The sequence below is a fragment of the Bacillus sp. RE35 genome, assembly GCF_052146655.1.
In the GTDB taxonomy this organism is placed as follows: domain Bacteria; phylum Bacillota; class Bacilli; order Bacillales; family Bacillaceae_G; genus Bacillus_A; species Bacillus_A cereus.
This window is the reverse complement of record NZ_CP197377.1, coordinates 141,151-158,002: the sequence shown is the minus strand read 5'-3', so window position 1 is coordinate 158,002 and position 16,852 is coordinate 141,151. Positions and strand designations below refer to the sequence as shown.

The window sequence follows — 16,852 nt, the reverse complement described above, 5'->3', positions numbered from 1 at the left end:
AAAGTTAACTTAATGAAACAATCGCAATCACTATTATTAAATAATAATAATAAAACACTCCTATATTTAGAAGTGTTTTTCTGATGCTATTTTCCATACTGTTGCAATATTCTTCGTTGTCATTTCAATATTTTCTTCTGCTACTTTATATGCTTCTTCTAGTGTCATCGGTCTCGTTGTGATACTAAATACCGCATCTATTCCTTTCTCGTACACAGCTGAATAATCAGATGATACAGACCCTCCAATAGCAATTACAGGCACAGAAAAACGTTTTGCACGCCCCGCAACACCCACAGGAGCCTTTCCATATGCAGTTTGTTTATCTATTCTACCTTCACCAGTTATAATAAGATGTGCATCTTCTATATGTTTATCGAAATTTGTATAATCTAATACAATTTCAATGCCCCTACGCAAGTCTCCCTTTAACACTGAAATAACAGCCGCTCCCATTCCTCCCGCTGCCCCTGCACCAGGTATTTCAGATACATCAAAAGATACATATCGTTTAAGCATATTCGCATAATGTTGTAAATTCTCATCTAGCTCTTTCATCATCTCTATATTTGCACCCTTTTGTCTCCCAAATACGAAAGATGCTCCCTGCATTCCGACTAATGGATTATCCACATCACATGCCGCTTCTATCTTTACCCCCTTTAAGCGTGGGTCCATTCGTGAAAAATCAATAGTAACAATCGAGTGTAATGTGCCTCCAGATGGATCTATTACTTCACCCTTACCATTTATAAACCTTACTCCTAAAGCCGCTAACATACCTGCCCCGCCATCATTTGTAGCACTTCCTCCAAGTCCTAAAATTATGTACTCCACTCCTTGATCTAGCGCATGTAATATAAGTTCTCCTGTTCCTTTTGTCGTTGTAATAAGTGGGTTGCGCTTTTCAACTGGAACGTGCTGTAATCCTGATGCTGCTGCCATTTCGATAAACGCTGTCTTTTTATCTTTAGAAATGCCATAAAAAGCTTGTATACCTTCTCTAAGCGGTCCTGTCACACTAATTGATATAATTCTCCCCCCTGTAGCATCAACAAGTGATTCAACCGTCCCTTCTCCTCCATCTCCAATTGGTATTTTCACATACTCTGCATTAGGAAAAATTGCTCTAAAACCTCTTTCAATAGCTCCACATACTTCTATAGCTTTTAGGCTTTCTTTATATGAATCAGATGCAATAACAACTTTCACAATTATCTCCCCATCCCTTATTTTTACGTTTTCTTCATTTTAAACGACAAGTATAAAAGTTGTCTTTTTAAACACAAAAAAAGCTTACATCGTATGATGTAAGCTTTTTTATTTAGATGGAGCCTAGCGGGATCGAACCGCTGACCTCCTGCGTGCAAGGCAGGCGCTCTCCCAGCTGAGCTAAGGCCCCTTATTAATTAAGCGGAAGACGGGATTCGAACCCGCGACCCCAACCTTGGCAAGGTTGTATTCTACCACTGAACTACTTCCGCAAAAATGATGAGCCATGAAGGACTCGAACCTTCGACCCTCTGATTAAAAGTCAGATGCTCTACCAACTGAGCTAATGGCTCGTAAATGGCTGGGCTAGCTGGATTCGAACCAGCGCATGACGGAGTCAAAGTCCGTTGCCTTACCGCTTGGCTATAGCCCATTAATATTTACTAGTATGGTTATCTTTTCAAAAAAATAAACCCTCTCAGGTTATTTTAAAGAAAATGGTGGAGGGGGGCAGATTCGAACTGCCGAACCCGAAGGAGCGGATTTACAGTCCGCCGCGTTTAGCCACTTCGCTACCCCTCCGACATTTTAAATATATATGGTGGAGGATGACGGGATCGAACCGCCGACCCCCTGCTTGTAAGGCAGGTGCTCTCCCAGCTGAGCTAATCCTCCAAAAGTGGTGACCCGTACGGGATTCGAACCCGTGTTACCGCCGTGAAAGGGCGGTGTCTTAACCACTTGACCAACGGGCCAAAAAAGTTTTAAACCTATTCCCAAGCTTCCAACCGGGCTTGAACCGGTGACCTCTTCCTTACCATGGAAGTGCTCTACCAGCTGAGCTATGGAAGCATAATGGCTCCGCAGGTAGGACTCGAACCTACGACCGATCGGTTAACAGCCGATAGCTCTACCACTGAGCTACTGCGGAATAATATTAGCCTGGCAACGTCCTACTCTCACAGGGACAAGGTCCCAACTACCATCGGCGCTAGAGAGCTTAACTTCCGTGTTCGGTATGGGAACGGGTGTGACCTCTCTGCCATCATTACCAGACTGTATTCATTTAAGACAAGAATCATTTTAACTCATTTGACCTCGAAAGTCAACAAGTTTTTTATATTCTTTCAAAACTAGATAACATTTGCTACATATTATATGGTTAAGTCCTCGATCTATTAGTATTCGTCAGCTCCACATGTCACCATGCTTCCACCTCGAACCTATCAACCTGATCATCTTTCAGGGATCTTACTAGCTTACGCTATGGGAAATCTCATCTTGAGGGGGGCTTCATGCTTAGATGCTTTCAGCACTTATCCCTTCCGCACATAGCTACCCAGCTATGCCCTTGGCAGAACAACTGGTACACCAGCGGTGCGTCCATCCCGGTCCTCTCGTACTAAGGACAGCTCCTCTCAAATTTCCTACGCCCACGACGGATAGGGACCGAACTGTCTCACGACGTTCTGAACCCAGCTCGCGTACCGCTTTAATGGGCGAACAGCCCAACCCTTGGGACCGACTACAGCCCCAGGATGCGATGAGCCGACATCGAGGTGCCAAACCTCCCCGTCGATGTGGACTCTTGGGGGAGATAAGCCTGTTATCCCGGGGTAGCTTTTATCCGTTGAGCGATGGCCCTTCCATGCGGAACCACCGGATCACTAAGCCCGACTTTCGTCCCTGCTCGACTTGTAGGTCTCGCAGTCAAGCTCCCTTATGCCTTTGCACTCTACGAATGATTTCCAACCATTCTGAGGGAACCTTTGGGCGCCTCCGTTACACTTTAGGAGGCGACCGCCCCAGTCAAACTGCCCACCTGACACTGTCTCCCGGGTCGATAAGACCCGTAGGTTAGAATTTCAATACAGTCAGGGCGGTATCCCACCAGCGCCTCCACCGAAGCTAGCGCTCCGGTTTCAATGGCTCCCGCCTATCCTGTACAAACTGTACCAAAATTCAATATCAGGCTACAGTAAAGCTCCACGGGGTCTTTCCGTCCTGTCGCGGGTAACCTGCATCTTCACAGGTACTATAATTTCACCGAGTCTCTGGTTGAGACAGTGCCCAAATCGTTACACCTTTCGTGCGGGTCGGAACTTACCCGACAAGGAATTTCGCTACCTTAGGACCGTTATAGTTACGGCCGCCGTTTACTGGGGCTTCAGTTCAGAGCTTCGCTTACGCTAACCCCTCTCCTTAACCTTCCAGCACCGGGCAGGTGTCACCCCCTATACTTCGCCTTACGGCTTCGCAGAGAGCTGTGTTTTTGCTAAACAGTCGCTTGGGCCTATTCACTGCGGCTTTCCGTTAAGAAAGCACCCCTTCTCCCGAAGTTACGGGGTCATTTTGCCGAGTTCCTTAACCAGAGTTCTCTCGCACACCTTAGGATTCTCTCCTCGCCTACCTGTGTCGGTTTGCGGTACAGGCACCTTTTATCTCGCTAGAAGCTTTTCTTGGCAGCGGGGAATCAAAGACTTCGCTCCATAAGGAGCTTCCCCATCACAGCTCAGCATACGCGATAAGCGGATTTGCCTACTTATCAGCCTAACTGCTTGGACGTGCACAACCAATCGCACGCTTCTTCTATCCTTCTGCGTCCCTCCATTGCTCAAACGATAAAGAGGTGGTACAGGAATATCAACCTGTTGTCCATCGCCTACGCCTGTCGGCCTCGGCTTAGGTCCTGACTAACCCTGAGCGGACGAGCCTTCCTCAGGAAACCTTAGGCATTCGGTGGACGGGATTCTCACCCGTCTTTCGCTACTCATACCGGCATTCTCACTTCTAAGCACTCCACCAGTCCTTCCGGTCTGACTTCACTGTCCTTAGAACGCTCCCCTACCACTGATACCATTGGTATCAATCCGCAGCTTCGGTGGTGTATTTAGCCCGGTACATTTTCGGCGCAGAGTCACTCGACTAGTGAGCTATTACGCACTCTTTAAATGGTGGCTGCTTCTAAGCCAACATCCTAGTTGTCTAAGCAACTCCACATCCTTTTCCACTTAATACACACTTTGGGACCTTAGCTGGCGGTCTGGGCTGTTTCCCTTTTGACTACGGATCTTATCACTCGCAGTCTGACTCCTAAGGATAAGTCATTGGCATTCGGAGTTTGACTGAATTCGGTAATCCGATGAGGACCCCTAGTCCAATCAGTGCTCTACCTCCAAGACTCTTACACTTAAGGCTAGCCCTAAAGCTATTTCGGGGAGAACCAGCTATCTCCAGGTTCGATTGGAATTTCTCCGCTACCCACACCTCATCCCCGCACTTTTCAACGTGCGTGGGTTCGGGCCTCCATTCAGTGTTACCTGAACTTCACCCTGGACATGGGTAGATCACCTGGTTTCGGGTCTACGACCACGTACTAAACGCCCTATTCAGACTCGCTTTCGCTGCGGCTCCGCCTCTTCAGCTTAACCTCGCACGGGATCGTAACTCGCCGGTTCATTCTACAAAAGGCACGCCATCACCCGTTAACGGGCTCTGACTATTTGTAGGCACACGGTTTCAGGATCTCTTTCACTCCCCTTCCGGGGTGCTTTTCACCTTTCCCTCACGGTACTGGTTCACTATCGATCACTAGGGAGTATTTAGCCTTGGGAGATGGTCCTCCCAGATTCCGACGGAATTTCACGTGTTCCGCCGTACTCAGGATACATTCAAGAGAGAACGAAGTTTCGACTACGGGGTTGTTACCCTCTACGACGGACCTTTCCAGGTCGCTTCATCTACCTCGTTCCTTTGTAACTCCGTATAGAATGTCCTACAACCCCAAGAGGCAAGCCTCTTGGTTTGGGCTATGTTCCGTTTCGCTCGCCGCTACTCAGGAAATCGCATTTGCTTTCTCTTCCTCCAGGTACTTAGATGTTTCAGTTCCCTGGGTCTGTCTTCCTTACCCTATGTATTCAGATAAGGATACCATACCATTACGTATGGTGGGTTTCCCCATTCGGAAATCTTCGGATCAAAGCTTACTTACAGCTCCCCGAAGCATATCGGCGTTAGTCCCGTCCTTCATCGACTCCTAGTGTCAAGGCATCCACCGTGCGCCCTTTCTAACTTAACCAAACTAAAAATTAAAAAATATGAGCTACACTGTTATCTAGTTTTCAAAGAACATACATTTATATATGAGAGATAGTTCTCTCAAAACTGAACAAAACGAAACACGGAAACTTATATTGATGAACAGCGTTCATCAATTCTCCATAGAAAGGAGGTGATCCAGCCGCACCTTCCGATACGGCTACCTTGTTACGACTTCACCCCAATCATCTGTCCCACCTTAGGCGGCTGGCTCCAAAAAGGTTACCCCACCGACTTCGGGTGTTACAAACTCTCGTGGTGTGACGGGCGGTGTGTACAAGGCCCGGGAACGTATTCACCGCGGCATGCTGATCCGCGATTACTAGCGATTCCAGCTTCATGTAGGCGAGTTGCAGCCTACAATCCGAACTGAGAACGGTTTTATGAGATTAGCTCCACCTCGCGGTCTTGCAGCTCTTTGTACCGTCCATTGTAGCACGTGTGTAGCCCAGGTCATAAGGGGCATGATGATTTGACGTCATCCCCACCTTCCTCCGGTTTGTCACCGGCAGTCACCTTAGAGTGCCCAACTTAATGATGGCAACTAAGATCAAGGGTTGCGCTCGTTGCGGGACTTAACCCAACATCTCACGACACGAGCTGACGACAACCATGCACCACCTGTCACTCTGCTCCCGAAGGAGAAGCCCTATCTCTAGGGTTTTCAGAGGATGTCAAGACCTGGTAAGGTTCTTCGCGTTGCTTCGAATTAAACCACATGCTCCACCGCTTGTGCGGGCCCCCGTCAATTCCTTTGAGTTTCAGCCTTGCGGCCGTACTCCCCAGGCGGAGTGCTTAATGCGTTAACTTCAGCACTAAAGGGCGGAAACCCTCTAACACTTAGCACTCATCGTTTACGGCGTGGACTACCAGGGTATCTAATCCTGTTTGCTCCCCACGCTTTCGCGCCTCAGTGTCAGTTACAGACCAGAAAGTCGCCTTCGCCACTGGTGTTCCTCCATATCTCTACGCATTTCACCGCTACACATGGAATTCCACTTTCCTCTTCTGCACTCAAGTCTCCCAGTTTCCAATGACCCTCCACGGTTGAGCCGTGGGCTTTCACATCAGACTTAAGAAACCACCTGCGCGCGCTTTACGCCCAATAATTCCGGATAACGCTTGCCACCTACGTATTACCGCGGCTGCTGGCACGTAGTTAGCCGTGGCTTTCTGGTTAGGTACCGTCAAGGTGCCAGCTTATTCAACTAGCACTTGTTCTTCCCTAACAACAGAGTTTTACGACCCGAAAGCCTTCATCACTCACGCGGCGTTGCTCCGTCAGACTTTCGTCCATTGCGGAAGATTCCCTACTGCTGCCTCCCGTAGGAGTCTGGGCCGTGTCTCAGTCCCAGTGTGGCCGATCACCCTCTCAGGTCGGCTACGCATCGTTGCCTTGGTGAGCCGTTACCTCACCAACTAGCTAATGCGACGCGGGTCCATCCATAAGTGACAGCCGAAGCCGCCTTTCAATTTCGAACCATGCAGTTCAAAATGTTATCCGGTATTAGCCCCGGTTTCCCGGAGTTATCCCAGTCTTATGGGCAGGTTACCCACGTGTTACTCACCCGTCCGCCGCTAACTTCATAAGAGCAAGCTCTTAATCCATTCGCTCGACTTGCATGTATTAGGCACGCCGCCAGCGTTCATCCTGAGCCAGGATCAAACTCTCCAATAAAGTTAGTTTGTCTAGCATCTAAAATAAAAATTGACGTTTCACGTTGTTTGTTTCGTTCAGTTTTCAAAGAACTACTTGGTCGCTCATTTGCGACTTCCTTATGTTAACATCTTCGTTAGTTAATGTCAACTAAGTTTTTCAATTTCTTTTTGTCGTTTTCTGCGTTTCCGCATCAGCGACGGTTATTAATTTAACATATACAAACTATTAACGTCAACACTTTTTAATAAAAAATTCTTTTTCTTACATAACGAATACATTCTTCTGTGTTAGCTACTCTCCGGAATAAACAGAAAATGATTTTATATCTTTCTTCCATAGCTTTTTTTACAACTTCATGAATACGCTCATCTTCAAAATCAAATAAAAGTTCCTCTAATTCTCTCTTCAATATGTATTCCATTTCTTTTCTCTCTTCTTTTGTCAACATCAGCCCAAGCAAACAATCACCTCAATAATTCCTTACGCAACAATAAACGTTCCGCTCATTTTCAATTATCACAATCCTATCATCCATTATATCCACTACTTACGATATTAATCCTTTGTTCTCTTTTTTATATTTCCAGCATATATGTAACTGAAAAGGATTGGACAAAGGGGCGTAATATTATGTTTTTCTTTTTTATTACGAGTAAGAGAAATTTTAAACACATTAGCTTAATAGTGATACTGTCCTTATTTACAGCATGGCTACTCTTTTTAAAAACATATTCACATGAATCTGCTTTTTCAACTGCTACAGGCCCTAAAGTAATTTACAAAGGAGACACCGCTAAAAAGCAAGTTGCATTTACGTTTGATATTAGTTGGGGAGACAAAAAAGCAATTCCAATCCTAGATACTCTTAAAGAAAAAGAAATTAAGAATGCAACCTTCTTCCTTTCTGCTGCATGGGCCGAAAGACACCCCGATATTGTAGAGCGAATCATGAAAGATGGACACGAAATCGGTAGTATGGGGTACAATTACACATCCTATACTTCTCTAGAGACAAATGAAATAAGACGAGACCTTTTACGAGCACAAGATGTTTTTACGAAACTTGGTGTAAAACAAGTCAAGCTGTTACGTCCACCTAGTGGCGAATTTAACAAAGCAACCCTTAAAATCGCAGAATCACTTGGATACACCGTCGTGCATTGGAGTAATAATTCAAACGATTGGAAAAACCCAGGTGTAAATAACATCGTTTCCACTGTCTCTAATAATTTGAAAGGTGGAGATATCGTGTTATTACACGCATCCGATTCTGCCCTTCAAACAAATAGAGCTTTACCGCTGCTCCTGCAAAAAATAAAAAGTGATGGATATGAGCAAATATCCGTTTCACAACTTATTTCCAACACAAGTACGAAAAGTGAAGATGTGAAGTAGCTTCTTCCCTACTACTCTTCACGCATAAAAAGCTCTACTACCTTTCAAGAAGGTGGTAGAGCTTTTTTAATCATACCATTTACAACATTATAACTGATGTTGTATAAAACCTCTCTATTAAGCTGATTTACTTGTTTTTCCGATTAAACGATGTAATACAAGTAATTGATATGCATTACATAACAATAGCGGTATAACCATTAAATATAACCAATCTGTATCATTAATCCGAAGCGCCGGTACCCATTCAAGGATCGTTACAACAACCATAAAGAACAGAGCTGGCACAAATGCTTTTTTATTTGTTTCTTTACTTTTTACATAAGCAACAATTGCTCCAAACACAAATAACATTCCAGCAACAAGTATATTATTCCCTAACGAGACTTCCCCATTTGCAATAAGTACAGATCTTAAATACACAAAATCAAATAATACGAATGCAATAAAGAAGAGCTGGACTGCATTCCATAAAGAAGATGAGCGAAACATCCCTAGTCCAAAACGGTGGATTGTTAAATATGCAAAGAATCCCATTTGACTTATAACACTAAAAATAAATCCTACACCCATCAGCCAGAAAGATACTGCTAAAATCTCCTTACCGTCGAAATTTTGAAAAAATTCATTGTACTTGTCCCACTCCAAAACAAAACCAATAATAACTGTGCTAATCCCACCAAGAAACAACGTCGTTAAAAATAGTCGTACCCACTTGCGGCTATTCACAACACATCCCCCATTATCCTTATATTTCTAATTAAATTGTATCAATGACAATTTCAAAAAGCTAGCCATGTTCATGTATAAATTCCTTAAAGATATTTATATTAAAAAGAGAGAACTGTGCTGAAAGGAGTTCCAACTTATGAAACGGATGCTATTCATTTTCGTTTCTTCTTTTCTACTTATCGCACTTGCAGCATGCGCACAAGGAAAAGAAACGAAATCCGAACTAGATTACGATCAAACAAAGAAAATGATTGTTGATATTTTAAAAACAGATCAAGGTAAGAAAGCTATTCAAGATGTATTAACTGATGAAAAAATGAAACAAGCACTCATACTAGATGAAACAGTAGTAAAGAAAACGATTGAAGATGCCATGGTATCCGATAAAGGGCAACAATTCTGGGAAAAGCTCTTTAAAGATCCTGAGTTCTCATCAAAATTTGCTAAAAGTATGGGGAAAGAACAAACTCAATTAATGAAAACCTTATTAAAAGACCCTGAATACCAAGCAGGCGTTATAGAAATTATGAAAAATCCTGAAGTAGAAAAAATGATGTTACAAACAATGAAGAGTAAAGAATACCGTCAATATCTACAACAAGTACTAACAGAAACTGCTGAAAGTCCACTCTTCCAAGCCAAGATGATTGATATCATTAGTAAAGGTGTGCAAAAAGCTGAAAAAGGCGGATCTGGTAAGAAAGAAGCAGGCGGTGACGGTGGTTCTCAAGGCGAGAAGAAGGAAGAACAGTAAAAAATAATAACTATAATAACGAGTGGACAATTTATATATTGTCCACTCGTTATTACTTTATCTTGCTATTAACAGACAAAATGGACCCCTCTAATTAAACGAAAGGTTTACTAGCAACAAAAGCCTTATTGTTGTCAGTAACAGGTGAACCCCACTGATTAAAGTTTCACTTTATTTTTGTGTAACAGCTGTTTTATCAATTACTGTTTCAGCTATTTTACTATAAATAATGCCCGTTGTATGTGTATCTTCATATACTGAAGGAGCAAAGTCTTCTTTATTCCAATCGGGTTGTTGCAGTGGAATACGACCAAGAACATTCGTTTGTAATTCGGTAGCTAACTTATCTCCCCCGCCTTTTCCAAATACATATTCTTTCTCACCAGTTACCTTACTTTCAAAATATGCCATATTCTCAACAACACCAAGAATACTATGTTCAGTGCGCAATGCCATCGCTCCAGCACGCGCTGCTACAAACGCAGCTGTTGGATGAGGCGTCGTTACAATAATCTCTTTGCAAGATGGCAACATTGAGTGCACATCTAACGCAACATCACCTGTGCCTGGTGGCAAATCTAGTACTAAATAATCTAAATCGCCCCATTCTACTTCTGTGAAGAAGTGGTTTAACATTTTCCCAAGCATAGGTCCTCTCCAAATAACTGGTGCATTATCCTCTACAAAGAAGCCCATTGAGATTACCTTTACACCTAAACGTTCCACCGGAATTATCTTGTCACCTCTTACGATAGGACGTTTTTCTATCCCCATCATGTCTGGCACACTAAAACCGTAAATGTCCGCATCAATAATACCAACTTTTTTTCCTAAACGAGCTAAAGCAACTGCAAGGTTAACGGAAACAGTTGATTTTCCCACGCCACCTTTTCCACTCGCTACTGCTAAGAATGTTGTTTTTGAATTAGGTGACAATAAAGATTCACTTTGCTCTTCTTCTTGTTCCGGTGCAAACTGAGCTAATTCCTCTTCTGTAAATTCTGCAAAACGAAGTCCAACTGTTGCTGCCCCAAGTTCTTTTACTAACTTTACAATTCCAGACTGCAACTGCATTTGTTCCGCTGTACCGGTTTTTACGATTGCAATTTTAACACTCACATGTTCCTTCTCTGGCTTGACTGTTACCTCTTTAATTGCACTTGTTTCTTTTAATGTTTTATGTAAAAACGGATCTACAATCCCTTCTAACGCTTCAACCACTTGCTCTTTCGTTACCATAATTAGCCCAGCCCCCTGTATGAAAAATAACGTAATGTTAATTGAATTTATCTCTGCGTATTCTTGAAATAAATGCGTTTACATTTCCAGTATAACATATTTTCCGAAAACTTCGTTAACGAGAGAAGCTCAAAAAAATCCTCCTTATTCTGGAGGATTTCCTTTTTCCGTGAAATAACGTAATATACCACGGTATATTGCAGCTGCTACCTTTTGCTGATATTTCTCCGAATTTAACATATACCTTTCGTTCACATTCGATAAAAAGCCGGCTTCAATTAAAGCACCTGGTGTTTTAGAATACTTTAATAAATACACATGCGAAATTGTCTTAGCAGAACGATTCGTGTTCTCTAAACTTGTTCTCAATTCAGCCTGTATAAATTTTGCAGCACGTTCATTTTCAATCGAAGAGCGGTAATAGAACGTTTGTGCGCCTTTCGATCCACTACTAGTTAAAGCATTTAAATGAATACTTGCAAAAAAGTCTACATCAGGTTTATTGATGATTTCTACACGTTTTTTTAAATCCTCTGCTTTACGTCTACTATATGACTTTGTATCTTTGTTAGCTAAATCATAATCTCCCTCACGCGTTAAAATAACTAGTGCACCTTGTTCTTGTAAATAGTCTTGTACCTTTTTTGTAATTTCAAGCGTAATATCCTTTTCTATAATATCCTTTCCACCAACAGCCCCTCCATCTGGTCCACCATGCCCAGCATCTAATACAATTACTTTCCCTGATAAGGGTAAATTCCAAGCTCGCCACGATTTTGTAATTTGAAATTCTTGCTTGACTAAAAAAAACAATACAACCGCAGCGAGTGCAAAAGAGATAATTCGAATTCTCTTCATACCTTTCCTCCTCCAGCTAGTCCCTCTAATTACTTATATGGGACAAGAGGAAAGTTTATGCTTGTCTTAATGAAGCTTTAATCGATATCTTCTTTCACCTTTTTCATACCCTTCTTGCCACCACAATCCTATAAACTGCTGACAAGATTCAAAAAGTAACTCCTCATCTTTCAACTTTATTTCTCGCATAGTCATACTCGTTAAAAATTGAAATAGCGTTTCAGTTAATTGTTGTTCTTCTTCTAAAGCTCTATATTTCACATCAAAAAACGATTCACCATAATAACCAAATTTACTGTATCTCGCTCCTAATAAATAAGATTCTATCCCTAATTCAATACAGTAATCTTCATACTGACGATGAAGCTCTTGCATTTGAAAGGCATCACGAATATTTGAACGCAATGTTTTTAATGATAATTCCCGCAACATCTTCCGCTCGTATTTTAACTGCTTTTCTTTTTGTTTTTCTTGTAAGCTGACAATGACATTCATAGTACATATAAACCTCCCTAATACGTATTAGTCTAAACTTCTAAAGAAGAAGCATACGCGCGGCGGTAGCACTAAAATATTCCAAGCTATAAAAATTGCAAAAGAGGAATGAAACATAAAAAAACCCCAACCAAAATGGTTGGGGTTTGTAGTTCGCAAAAATTAACGTTTTGAGAACTGAGGTGCACGACGTGCGCCTTTAAGACCGTATTTTTTACGCTCTTTCATACGTGCGTCACGAGTTAATAGACCTGCACGTTTTAGTGTTAGACGGTATTCTGGATCAGCTTTTAATAAAGCGCGAGAAATACCGTGACGAATAGCACCAGCTTGACCAGTGTATCCACCACCATTTACGTTTACAAGTACATCGTAGTTACCTAAAGTTTCTGTTGCAACTAGAGGTTGTTTCACTACTTCACGTAATGCAGCAAATGGGATATAGTTTTCAAAATCACGACCGTTAATGATAACGCGTCCTTCGCCTGGAACTAGGCGTACGCGCGCTACTGAACTCTTACGACGTCCAGTGCCATAGTATTGAACCTGTGCCAAAGTAAGCCCTCCTTTAATTAATTATCCGCGAAGTTCGTAAACTTCTGGTTTTTGTGCTTGGTGTGGATGCTCTGCTCCAGCATACACGTTAAGTTTCTTAGAAACTTGACGGCCTAAGCGTCCTTTTGGAAGCATGCCTTTAATTGCAAGCTCTAACATTTGTACAGGGTAGTTTGTACGCATTTCAAGAGCTGTTCTTTGCTTAAGTCCACCTGGGTGGTTAGTGTGACGGTAGTAAATTTTATCGTTTAATTTATTACCTGTTAAATGAATTTTCTCAGCGTTAATAATAATTACATGATCACCCGTGTCAACGTGTGGTGTAAATGTAGGTTTGTTTTTACCACGTAAAATGGATGCTACTTCACTAGCAAGGCGACCTAAAGTTTGACCTTCAGCATCAACCACATACCATTTACGCTCAACTTCGTTAGCTTTTGCCATAAAAGTCGTACGCATGTGTTTCCCTCCTCGTTATCTTTTCCATAGAAAAAATCTATTGTTTATCTTAAACACGATTTCCTTCCGGGGCTAATCGTGGTTTTAGAAACAATACCATATGTTATGATATACTTTTGAGTTTCTAATGTCAAGCAAATGTTACACCAGGATTAGTTGTTATAGTTTACCTCCCACAAGTAAAGCCCATGACCTGGAGCCATCTTTCCAGCAAACTGACGATTTTGTTTCGCTAAAATCTCTGGAATGCTATCAGGATCAAGCTTTCCTTGCCCTACGCTAAGTAACGTACCAACAATAATTCTGACCATATTATATAAAAATCCATTACCTACAAAACGAAAAATTATTTCATCATCTTGTTCAATTAACTCGATTTCATAAATTGTTCGCACTTTATCTTTTTTGTCAGTTTTTGCCGAACAAAAAGAAGTAAAATCATGCGTTCCAATAAAATAAGGAATTGCTTTTCTTATAGAGTTGATTTCGAGCGGGTATGGATATTGATATACGTAATTTCTACGGAATACATCCGCAGTCTTTGATAATAATACACGATAACGATATTCTTTTTTCTCAACACCGTAACGTGCATGAAATTCTTCTGTTTTTTTCTCTACTTGCCTAATAACAATATCATCTGGCAACATTGTGTTTAAAGCATTACTCCATTGCCATTCTTCAAGAGACAAAGGAGTATCAAAGTGTATTACTTGTCCTTTTGCATGAACTGTAGAATCTGTTCTACCAGATGCCTGAACACGAACAAGTTCTCCCTTATGCAATTTCTGCAATGCTTTTTCTATCTCCTGTTGAACAGTACGATGGTTCGGCTGAATTTGATAACCACAAAAATGCATGCCATCATATGCAACCGTACATTTTATTCTATCCATTTCTCTATTCTCCATTACGATCGCACCCATGCCAAAATACAAGCTAAACAAAATAAGCTGACAATCGTTACTGTATCGCTTGTTTTCCAGCGTAGTTGCCTAAATTTAGTACGTCCTTCACCACTTTGATATCCACGAGCTTCCATCGCAATGGCTAAGTCCTCTGCACGCTTAAAAGCACTGATAAACAGAGGAACGAGCAGTGAAATAATAGCTTTCATTCTATCTTTTATCGGTCCCCCGGCAAAATCAATACCACGTGACGCTTGTGCTTTCATTATTTTACTCGTTTCATCCATTAATGTCGGGATAAAACGAAGAGAAATTGACATCATTAATGCGATTTCATGAACAGGAACCTTTATACGCTTCAACGGCTTTAATAACGTCTCCAAACCATCTGTAATTTCAATAGGTGTCGTCGTTAACGTTAATAATGTCGTCATTAAAATAATAACGAAGAATCGTACAGAAATGTATATCCCTTGCTCTAATCCTTTTTCATATATCGAAAACCAACCAAGCTGGAATAGTACATCCCCCTCTTTATTTGTAAAAATATGCAGGAAAAATGTAAAAAGAAAAATCCATAAAATTGGTTTTAAGCCCGAAAGTACATAACGAATCGGCACTTTTGCAAAAAATAAAGCAATGAGTGCATATAAAAATAAAAATCCATATGAAATCGCATTATTTGCTAAGAAAACAACAAATACATATAAAAAGACAATCAGCAGCTTCGTACGTGGATCAAGTTGATGAATAAGTGAATTCCCCGGGATATATCTCCCAATAATCAACTGCTGCATGATTCATGACCACCTTTTCGTAACACCTGCACAACTTCATGAGTAAGATCCTCTAAAGATAAGGTAGCCTTTGGAATTGAAATACCAAACTTCTCTTCAATTGCACGTTTATACTTTAATGACATAGGAAGATCCACACCAATTTTCTCTAGTTCATCAGCATGTGAAAATACTTCCTCTGCACTTCCTTGCAAAAAGACCGTTCCTTTATGCATAACTACAATCTGCTCCGCATACTGAGCAGCATCCTCCATATTATGCGTTACAAGGATGACTGTAAGACCCTTCTCCTTGTGCAGATTATAAAACATCTCCATAAGTTCGTTCTGCCCTTTTGGATCTAGTCCTGCTGTAGGTTCATCTAATACAAGCACTTCAGGTTCCATTGCCAGTACACCCGCTATAGCAACACGTCTCATTTGTCCACCACTTAATTCGAACGGAGAACGTGTTAACAGTTCTGGTTCTAGCCCTACAAGTTCAATTGCCTTTCTAGCCTTTTGCCTTGCTTCGTCTACAGATACTCCAAAATTAGTAGGGCCGAAACAAATATCTTTCTCCACAGTCTCTTCAAACAACTGATGTTCTGGAAATTGAAAGACAACCCCTACTTTTTTACGTAGTGGCTTTAGCTTTTTTTCTTTCTTTCCTGCCGAAATCAAATGTTCACCAATTTGAACTGTACCATTTGTCGGCTGCAATAAACCATTTAAATGTTGAATCATCGTCGACTTTCCTGAACCAGTATGACCGATAATGGCATAATAGCCCCCACTTGGAAACGACACGTCTACATCATAAAGTGCGCGTCTTTCAAATGGAGTTTTATATTGATAACGATGTTCTACTTTTTGGAATGTAATCTCCAAAGTTCGTTCACCAAGCTTTCCATTGTAAGATGCGTATTTTGCAAGAGAATTTCATTTCTTTTTAATAATTCTGCTATTTTCACCGAAAACGGTACATCTAAGCCAATTTCTTGGAGCATATGAGAGGATTTGAAAATTTTTTCTGGAGTCCCTTCCTCTAATATTTCTCCCTTATTTAAAATAATGACACGATCTGACTGTGCCGCTTCTTCTAAATCGTGCGTAATTGATAACACGGTAATACCTTTTTGAGTAACAAGTTGTCTAACCGTTTCTACTACTTCACGTCTCCCTTGAGGGTCTAACATTGACGTTGCTTCATCTAATATTAAAATAGATGGTTGAAGTGCTAAAACGCCTGCTATTGCCACTCGCTGCTTTTGCCCACCAGATAAGGAATGAGGCTCATCATTAAGAAAATCTTCCATACGGACAAGTTGCAAGGCCTGTTCTAATCTTTCAATCATTTGTTCTCTTGGCATTCCGATATTCTCCAAGCCAAATACAACATCATCTTGCACTGTCGTTCCAACAAATTGATTATCTGGATTTTGAAATACCATTCCAATTTGTTTTCGAACATCCCATACCGTTTCCTCTGATAAAACCATTGTATCATTTACTGTAATAGTCCCTGCTTCTGGCAAAAACAAACCATTCAATAATTTTGCAAGTGTAGACTTTCCTGAACCGTTTTGTCCAATAATAGATACCCATTCTCCCTCATATAAGGAAAATGAAACATCTTTTAATGCATAAGTGGCTGCCCCAGGATATTGAAATGATATATTTTCTATCCGAAGTTTCTCTTTTTTCAATAG

General features: G+C 41.4%; 14 protein-coding genes, 9 tRNA genes and 3 rRNA genes. 2 read left to right on the top strand and 24 right to left on the bottom strand.

All coding sequences use genetic code 11. The annotated features are described in order from the left end of the window. Positions 1-66: 66 nt before the first annotated feature. The 14 genes from ACTL4X_RS00940 to ACTL4X_RS00875 form a co-directional block, all read right to left on the bottom strand. Positions 67-1,212 (bottom strand): glycerate kinase, encoded by a 1,146-nt coding sequence (locus ACTL4X_RS00940; protein WP_000869587.1) that lies wholly within the window; start codon positions 1,210-1,212, stop codon positions 67-69. A gap of 117 nt (positions 1,213-1,329) precedes the next feature. Continuing rightward, a tRNA-Ala gene (locus tag ACTL4X_RS00935) sits at positions 1,330-1,402 on the bottom strand. Between the two features lie 10 nt (positions 1,403-1,412). Beyond that, positions 1,413-1,484, bottom strand: a tRNA-Gly gene (locus tag ACTL4X_RS00930). 8 nt (positions 1,485-1,492) lie between these two features. Then, positions 1,493-1,565, bottom strand: a tRNA-Lys gene (locus ACTL4X_RS00925). A 5-nt stretch (positions 1,566-1,570) separates the two neighbouring features. Further along, positions 1,571-1,645, bottom strand: a tRNA-Gln gene (locus ACTL4X_RS00920). Positions 1,646-1,710: 65 nt separating this feature from the next. Next, a tRNA-Tyr gene (locus tag ACTL4X_RS00915) sits at positions 1,711-1,794 on the bottom strand. 17 nt (positions 1,795-1,811) lie between these two features. Next, a tRNA-Val gene (locus ACTL4X_RS00910) sits at positions 1,812-1,887 on the bottom strand. 5 nt (positions 1,888-1,892) lie between these two features. Continuing rightward, a tRNA-Glu gene (locus ACTL4X_RS00905) sits at positions 1,893-1,967 on the bottom strand. A 24-nt stretch (positions 1,968-1,991) separates the two neighbouring features. Next, positions 1,992-2,064: transfer RNA gene (locus ACTL4X_RS00900), tRNA-Thr, on the bottom strand. Positions 2,065-2,068: 4 nt separating this feature from the next. Further along, a tRNA-Asn gene (locus ACTL4X_RS00895) sits at positions 2,069-2,143 on the bottom strand. Between the two features lie 9 nt (positions 2,144-2,152). After that, positions 2,153-2,268 (bottom strand): 5S ribosomal RNA (gene rrf, locus ACTL4X_RS00890). Between the two features lie 102 nt (positions 2,269-2,370). Further along, positions 2,371-5,290, bottom strand: a 23S ribosomal RNA gene (locus ACTL4X_RS00885). A 146-nt stretch (positions 5,291-5,436) separates the two neighbouring features. Further along, positions 5,437-6,988: ribosomal RNA gene (locus ACTL4X_RS00880) — 16S ribosomal RNA — on the bottom strand. Together the 16S, 23S and 5S rRNA genes with 9 tRNA genes alongside form the textbook arrangement of a ribosomal RNA operon. Before the next feature lie 223 nt (positions 6,989-7,211). Next, the gene (locus ACTL4X_RS00875) at positions 7,212-7,430 is read right to left on the bottom strand and encodes a hypothetical protein (protein WP_000901147.1); all 219 of its coding nucleotides are present in this window, start codon (positions 7,428-7,430) and stop codon (positions 7,212-7,214) included. Between the two features lie 170 nt (positions 7,431-7,600). Here ACTL4X_RS00875 and pdaB point away from each other — a divergent pair, with 170 nt between their 5' ends. After that, positions 7,601-8,365, top strand: a complete 765-nt coding sequence (gene pdaB, locus ACTL4X_RS00870; RefSeq protein ID WP_000464703.1) for a polysaccharide deacetylase family sporulation protein PdaB — start codon at positions 7,601-7,603, stop codon at positions 8,363-8,365. A 117-nt stretch (positions 8,366-8,482) separates the two neighbouring features. Here the strand turns inward: pdaB and kbaA are convergent, their stop codons facing one another. Continuing rightward, positions 8,483-9,094 carry a KinB signaling pathway activation protein KbaA gene (gene kbaA / locus ACTL4X_RS00865; RefSeq protein WP_001088524.1) on the bottom strand — a complete coding sequence of 204 codons (612 nt, stop codon included), beginning with the start codon at positions 9,092-9,094 and terminating at the stop codon, positions 8,483-8,485. Between the two features lie 139 nt (positions 9,095-9,233). On the opposite strand from kbaA, the gene gerD reads away from it, so the two are divergent. After that, positions 9,234-9,851, top strand: coding sequence for a spore germination lipoprotein GerD (gene gerD, locus ACTL4X_RS00860; RefSeq protein WP_000827295.1), 618 nt, complete (start codon positions 9,234-9,236; stop codon positions 9,849-9,851). Positions 9,852-10,022: 171 nt separating this feature from the next. Here the strand turns inward: gerD and ACTL4X_RS00855 are convergent, their stop codons facing one another. The 9 genes from ACTL4X_RS00855 to ACTL4X_RS00815 form a co-directional block, all read right to left on the bottom strand. Then, a complete protein-coding gene (locus ACTL4X_RS00855) occupies positions 10,023-11,090 on the bottom strand; it encodes an Mrp/NBP35 family ATP-binding protein (RefSeq protein ID WP_000256628.1) in 1,068 nt (355 codons plus the stop codon). Positions 11,091-11,234: 144 nt separating this feature from the next. Then, a complete protein-coding gene (gene cwlD, locus ACTL4X_RS00850) occupies positions 11,235-11,948 on the bottom strand; it encodes an N-acetylmuramoyl-L-alanine amidase CwlD (protein WP_000822439.1) in 714 nt (237 codons plus the stop codon). Between the two features lie 66 nt (positions 11,949-12,014). Then, complete coding sequence (locus tag ACTL4X_RS00845) at positions 12,015-12,443, bottom strand: DUF2521 family protein (RefSeq protein ID WP_001101005.1); 429 nt, start codon at positions 12,441-12,443, stop codon at positions 12,015-12,017. Between the two features lie 162 nt (positions 12,444-12,605). After that, complete coding sequence (rpsI, locus tag ACTL4X_RS00840; RefSeq protein WP_000079986.1) at positions 12,606-12,998, bottom strand: 30S ribosomal protein S9; 393 nt, start codon at positions 12,996-12,998, stop codon at positions 12,606-12,608. Between the two features lie 21 nt (positions 12,999-13,019). Then, a complete protein-coding gene (gene rplM, locus ACTL4X_RS00835; protein WP_001260793.1) occupies positions 13,020-13,457 on the bottom strand; it encodes a 50S ribosomal protein L13 in 438 nt (145 codons plus the stop codon). A gap of 152 nt (positions 13,458-13,609) precedes the next feature. Continuing rightward, positions 13,610-14,353 carry a tRNA pseudouridine(38-40) synthase TruA gene (truA, locus tag ACTL4X_RS00830; RefSeq protein WP_002164804.1) on the bottom strand — a complete coding sequence of 248 codons (744 nt, stop codon included), beginning with the start codon at positions 14,351-14,353 and terminating at the stop codon, positions 13,610-13,612. Between the two features lie 14 nt (positions 14,354-14,367). Beyond that, entirely contained in the window at positions 14,368-15,162 is a 795-nt protein-coding gene (locus ACTL4X_RS00825; RefSeq protein WP_001186526.1) for an energy-coupling factor transporter transmembrane component T family protein, read from the bottom strand. Continuing rightward, positions 15,150-16,031, bottom strand: a complete 882-nt coding sequence (locus tag ACTL4X_RS00820) for an energy-coupling factor ABC transporter ATP-binding protein (protein WP_000406536.1) — start codon at positions 16,029-16,031, stop codon at positions 15,150-15,152. The genes ACTL4X_RS00825 and ACTL4X_RS00820 overlap by 13 nt, the downstream gene beginning before the upstream one ends. Next, positions 16,007-16,849, bottom strand: coding sequence for an energy-coupling factor ABC transporter ATP-binding protein (locus tag ACTL4X_RS00815; RefSeq protein ID WP_000711757.1), 843 nt, complete (start codon positions 16,847-16,849; stop codon positions 16,007-16,009). Before ACTL4X_RS00815 ends, ACTL4X_RS00820 begins: the two co-directional genes overlap by 25 nt. Between the last annotated feature and the right edge of the window lie 3 nt (positions 16,850-16,852).

Coding starts and splice junctions, on each gene's coding strand:
- pdaB (WP_000464703.1), top strand. CDS start 7,601: ATGTTTTTCTTTTTTATTACGAGTAAGAGAAATTTTAAACACATTAGC.
- gerD (WP_000827295.1), top strand. CDS start 9,234: ATGAAACGGATGCTATTCATTTTCGTTTCTTCTTTTCTACTTATCGCA.
- ACTL4X_RS00855 (WP_000256628.1), bottom strand. CDS start 11,090: ATGGTAACGAAAGAGCAAGTGGTTGAAGCGTTAGAAGGGATTGTAGAT.
- cwlD (WP_000822439.1), bottom strand. CDS start 11,948: ATGAAGAGAATTCGAATTATCTCTTTTGCACTCGCTGCGGTTGTATTG.
- ACTL4X_RS00845 (WP_001101005.1), bottom strand. CDS start 12,443: ATGAATGTCATTGTCAGCTTACAAGAAAAACAAAAAGAAAAGCAGTTA.
- rplM (WP_001260793.1), bottom strand. CDS start 13,457: ATGCGTACGACTTTTATGGCAAAAGCTAACGAAGTTGAGCGTAAATGG.
- truA (WP_002164804.1), bottom strand. CDS start 14,353: ATGGATAGAATAAAATGTACGGTTGCATATGATGGCATGCATTTTTGT.
- ACTL4X_RS00825 (WP_001186526.1), bottom strand. CDS start 15,162: ATGCAGCAGTTGATTATTGGGAGATATATCCCGGGGAATTCACTTATT.